At 68.3% G+C, this 4,730-nt stretch carries 3 protein-coding genes and 1 pseudogene; all 4 read left to right on the top strand.

Annotated features, from left to right (window positions below; all coding sequences use genetic code 11):
* Positions 1-780, top strand: a pseudogene (locus WA805_RS27245) (hypothetical protein); the annotation flags it as partial.
* The gene (locus tag WA805_RS27250; protein WP_422289461.1) at positions 777-2,252 is read left to right on the top strand and encodes an FtsW/RodA/SpoVE family cell cycle protein; all 1,476 of its coding nucleotides are present in this window, start codon (positions 777-779) and stop codon (positions 2,250-2,252) included. The pseudogene WA805_RS27245 and the gene WA805_RS27250, both read left to right, overlap by 4 nt.
* Positions 2,249-3,754 carry a peptidoglycan D,D-transpeptidase FtsI family protein gene (locus WA805_RS27255; protein WP_424561281.1) on the top strand — a complete coding sequence of 502 codons (1,506 nt, stop codon included), beginning with the start codon at positions 2,249-2,251 and terminating at the stop codon, positions 3,752-3,754. Before WA805_RS27250 ends, WA805_RS27255 begins: the two co-directional genes overlap by 4 nt.
* Positions 3,751-4,730 (top strand): serine/threonine-protein kinase (locus WA805_RS27260; protein ID WP_425243770.1); only part of this gene is annotated, 980 nt, incomplete at its 3' end. The genes WA805_RS27255 and WA805_RS27260, both read left to right, overlap by 4 nt.

Below are 4,730 nucleotides of genomic sequence, written 5' to 3' on the forward strand. Positions count from 1 at the left end.
GGTTTCCACAGCCCTGCCGGGCAAGCGCAGGGCCTCGCCGCGACCGGGGCGCCCGGGCAGGCCGGCCAGCTGACCGACGAACCCGCCGTTGGCACCGGGCGGCACAGCCACCGGGCGAGGCGGCACCGGCTCGACGACGATGACGACTACGCGCCGCAGCACGACGGCCGCCGGCGCTGGCCGATCGTCACGACGCTCCTGGTCGTGCTTGTGCTGTTCATCCTCGGCGGCCTGTACGGCGGCTGGCGGTACATCCAGGGGCAGTATTTCATCGGCGTCCAGAACGGCAACGTGGCGATCTTCCGCGGGGTCAACCAGAACCTCGCCGGGATCAGCCTGTCCAGCCCCGTCCAGCGCTACGACAACCTGCCGGTCGCCCAGGTGGTGCCGAGCGACCAGGCCATGATCCACCAGACGATCACCGAGAGCAGCCTGACCGCGGCGCAATCCCTCGTCGGCCAGATCCAGAGCGGGGTCACCTCGTGCCAGCAGAAGTGGCAGGAGCTGGTCACCTGGAACTCCGCGTATCAGCGGTACCAGCAAGAACTGGCGTTGTACAAGGCGAAGCAGACCAAGACACCGCCGAAGAACAATCCCGGCCTGCAGCCGGCCACGCCTGACATCACCGAGTGCGCGTCCGCGTCCGCGTTCGGCATCCCGGCGACCGCGCTGTCCGCCGGCCAGCAGCAGGTGACCAAGCCGTCGACCGCGCCCAGCGCGCGGAGCACGTCGACCGCGTCGCCCAGGCCGTCCCAGAGCACGACGAAGGCAGCCGGGTGAGCAGCCTAACGATGCCGTCCCCGGCGCTCGGCGGCCAGCCGCAAGAGGAGATCACGGCAAGCCGCAGGCGCACCGAGCTGAGCATGCTCGTGTTCGCGTTCGGCCTTGTCGCGTTCGCCTTCACCAGCACGGCCTTGAGCCTCAAGGGTCAGCACGCGTCCACCATCGCCGAGTACATGATCGCGTTCATCGTGACCGTCCTCGGCGCCCACCTGGCGGTCCGCCGCTGGGCGCCGTACGCCGACCCGCTACTGCTGCCGCTTGGCGCGCTGCTCAACGGGCTAGGTCTCGTGATGATCTACCGGCTCCACGAGGCGGGCCGCAACGGCAACCCCGGCCCGACCAATATCCAGGGAAACCCCATACCGATCACCACGCTGAGCTCGTCGGCGGTGATCCTGCAGATCGTCTACACGGTGATCGGCATCGGCTGCTTCGTGGCCTTCCTGGTGTTCGTCAGGGAACCGCGGGTACTGCAGCGCTACACCTACCTGCTCGGCCTCATCGGGGTCGTGCTCATCGCGCTGCCCGCGTTCCTGCCGACCAGCATCAGCGGAGTGCCGGGTACCGGCGCCAAGATCCAGATCGCCATCCCGGGCCTCGGCAGCATCCAGCCCGAGGAGTTCGCCAAGCTGGCGCTCGCGGCGAGCTTCGCGGGCTACCTGGTAGCCAAGCGCGACGTCCTGTCGCTGGCCGGGAAGCGGGTGCTCGGCGTCGACCTGCCCCGGGGCCGCGACCTCGGCCCCATCGCGTCGGTCTGGCTGGTCGCCCTGCTGCTGCTCGTCTTCGAAAGCGACATCGGCACCAGCGCGGTGTTCATGGGCATGTTCGTGGCGATGATCTACATCGCGACGTCGCGGACCTCGTGGCTGCTCATCGGGTTCACCGCGTTCGTCGTCGGCGCGTTCGCCGCCGCCGAGCTGTTTTCCCACGTGCACACCCGGTTCAGCGTCTGGCTGCACCCGTTCAGCACGCAGAACCTGATCGACGGCACCCAGCCCGCGTACCAGACGGCTCAGGGCCTGTACGGGATGGCCAGCGGCGGCCTGCTCGGCCGGGGTCTCGGCAACGGCCAGCCGTACTTCACGCCGCTGGTGCAAAGCGACTTCATCTTCAGCGGCTTCGGCGAGGAGCTCGGCCTGGCCGGGGTGATGGCGCTGCTGCTGATCTACGGCCTGCTCGTGCAGCGCGGACTGCGGATCGCGTTCATGATCAAGGACCCCTATTCGAAGCTGCTCGCCGGCGGCTTGTCGTTCATGCTCGCCCTGCAGATCTTCGTGATCGTCGGCGGCGTCACCCGGCTGATCCCGCTGACCGGGATCACCACCCCGTTCCTCTCCCAGGGCGGCTCGAGCCTCGTCGCTAGCTGGATACTCGTCGGCGTGCTGGCCCGGCTGAGCGACACCGCGCGCCGCCCGCCGCCACGGCCGATCCAGGAAGAGGGACTGACTCAGGTGGTGTCGCTGAAGTGAACCGCGCGCTGAAGAGAATCTCCATCGCCATCCTGGCGATGTTCCTGCTGCTTCTCATCAACGTGAACTACCTGCAGGGATTCGAGACCTCGAGCCTGGCGGCCAGGCCATTCAACGTCCGGGCGGTCTCGGCCGATAACCAGTACCAGCGCGGCAACATCGAGACCGCCGACGGCGTGCAGATCGCGAGCACGACGCCGTCGAACGACATCTACAAGTACCTGCGCACCTACGCCAACGGCCCGGTCTACGCGCCGATCACGGGCTACGACTCGATCTACAGCTCGACCGGCGTCGAGCACGCGGAGGACTCGCTGCTGTCCGGCACCGGGTCGCAGCTGGCGTTCCGCAACTTCATCGACATGATCACGAACAAGCCGCAGAAGGGCGCCACGGTCCAGGTCACGATCAGCTCCAAGGCGCAGCTGGCCGCCTATCAGGGCCTGCAAAGCGTCCTGCAGAACACCGGCCGGGTGGGCGGCGTGGTCGCGCTCAACCCGAGCACCGGCGCGATCCTGGCGATGGCCTCCTTCCCGAGCTATGACCCGAGCAAGCTGGCCACGCACAACGGCACCGCGCTGAACAAGTACGACGAGCAGCTGCTCAGGCAGAAGCCGAGCCCGCTGCTGAACAACGCCACCCAGACCACCCTGCCGCCAGGCTCGACCTTTAAAATCGTGACAAGTTCAGCGTGGTTCGCGGCGGGCGCGACCCGCAACCCGAACAGCATGGTCGACTCCCCGCAGGTGCTGACGCTGCCGCAGACGACCAACAAGCTGCACAACGACAACAACGAGGTCTGCGGCAACGCCGGGGCCACCGGCCAGACCACGATCCTGTGGGCGTTCTCCCAGTCCTGCGACACCACGTTCGGCAACCTCGGCATGGACCTCGGCGGCGGGGCGCTGAAGAACCAGGCCGACGCGTTCGGCATGAACGACGCCAACCTCGGCATCCCTGGCGTCACGGTGGCGCCCAGCCAGTACATCACCCCGCCGAGCCTGCCACTGACCGCGTTCTCCGCGATCGGCCAGTTCGACGACACCGTGACGCCGCTGCAGGAGGCGATGTTCTCGGCCGCGGTCGCCAACGGCGGCACGCTGATGACGCCCTACCTGATCCAGCAGGTCACCGCCTCCGACCTGTCGGTCGTCGACTCGACCCAGCCGAAGCAGTTGAGCCAGGCGGTCAGCCCGGCCGTTGCTAATAACGTGAAGCAGATGATGGAGGCAGTGACGCAGCAGCCGCAGGGTACCGGGTTCGCGTTCAACGCGAACAACGAGGGCGGCATCGTGATCGCCGGCAAGACCGGTACCGCGCAGAATGCGCTCAACGGCGCCAGCCCTAACCCGGACGCTGTTTTTACCGCATTCGCGCCAGCCGACAACCCGAAGATAGCTGTCGGCGTCATACTCCAGGGCGCCGGTTACGGTGCTCAAGCCGCGGCGCCGGTCGCTGTCGCGGTCATCAAGGCTTACCTGGCTACCCTGGGGATACAGTGACCGAGTACGTTCTCGACGGCCGTTACGAGCTGATCGAGCGGATCGCTGCTGGCGGCATGGGCGAGGTCTGGCGGGGCACCGACCAGATCCTCGGGCGCCCGGTCGCCATCAAACTGCTCGCCGCCGCGCACGCCAGCGACGAGCAGTTCCGCGCCAGGTTCCGTGCCGAGGCCCGGTACGCCGCGGCGCTGTCCCACCCTGGCATCGCGCGGGTCTTCGACTACGGCGAGACCAGCCCGCTCGGCGGCCCGTACCTGGTCATGGAGCTGGTGAACGGCGAGCCGCTGTCCACGATCCTGGAACGGGAAGGCCGGCTGCCCGCCGACGTGACGATGGACATCGTCGCGCAGGCGGCCCGTGCCCTGGACGTGGCGCACCAGGCGGGCATCGTGCACCGGGACATCAAGCCTGGCAACCTGCTGATCACCGCCGACGGCACTACGAAGATCACCGACTTCGGCATCGCCAAGGCCCGTGCCTCGCTGGACGCGAACCTGACCGCCACCGGCATCGTGATGGGCACCGCGCTGTACGTCTCGCCCGAGCAGGCGACCGGCGCGACCGTGACCGGCGCGTCGGACATCTACTCGCTCGGCGTCGTGGCGTTCGAATGCCTGGCCGGGCAGCCGCCGTTCATCGCGGAGCAGCCGCTGGCGATCGCGATCATGCACAAGCACGACCCGGTCCCGCCGCTGCCCCCCGACGTGCCGAGGCCGGTCGCCGACCTGGTGTTCGCGATGCTGGCGAAGGACCCCGCGGACCGCCCGGACTCGGCGCGGCACGTCGCCGACCGCGCGCAGGTGATCATGGACGCGCGGACGATGCGCACGAGCGGTCCGATCACCGCGGACCTGCCGATAGTGCCCGACTTTCCGATGGCGCAGGACACTGTTTTCGATTATCCGGAACGGGCCCGTGGTTTCCCCCTGGGGAACCGGCGCCTCGCGGCGGCGGGAGTGGGCGTGGCCCTGTGCGG

The sequence above is a fragment of the Trebonia sp. genome, assembly GCF_049794275.1.
Taxonomy (GTDB): domain Bacteria; phylum Actinomycetota; class Actinomycetes; order Streptosporangiales; family Streptosporangiaceae; genus Trebonia.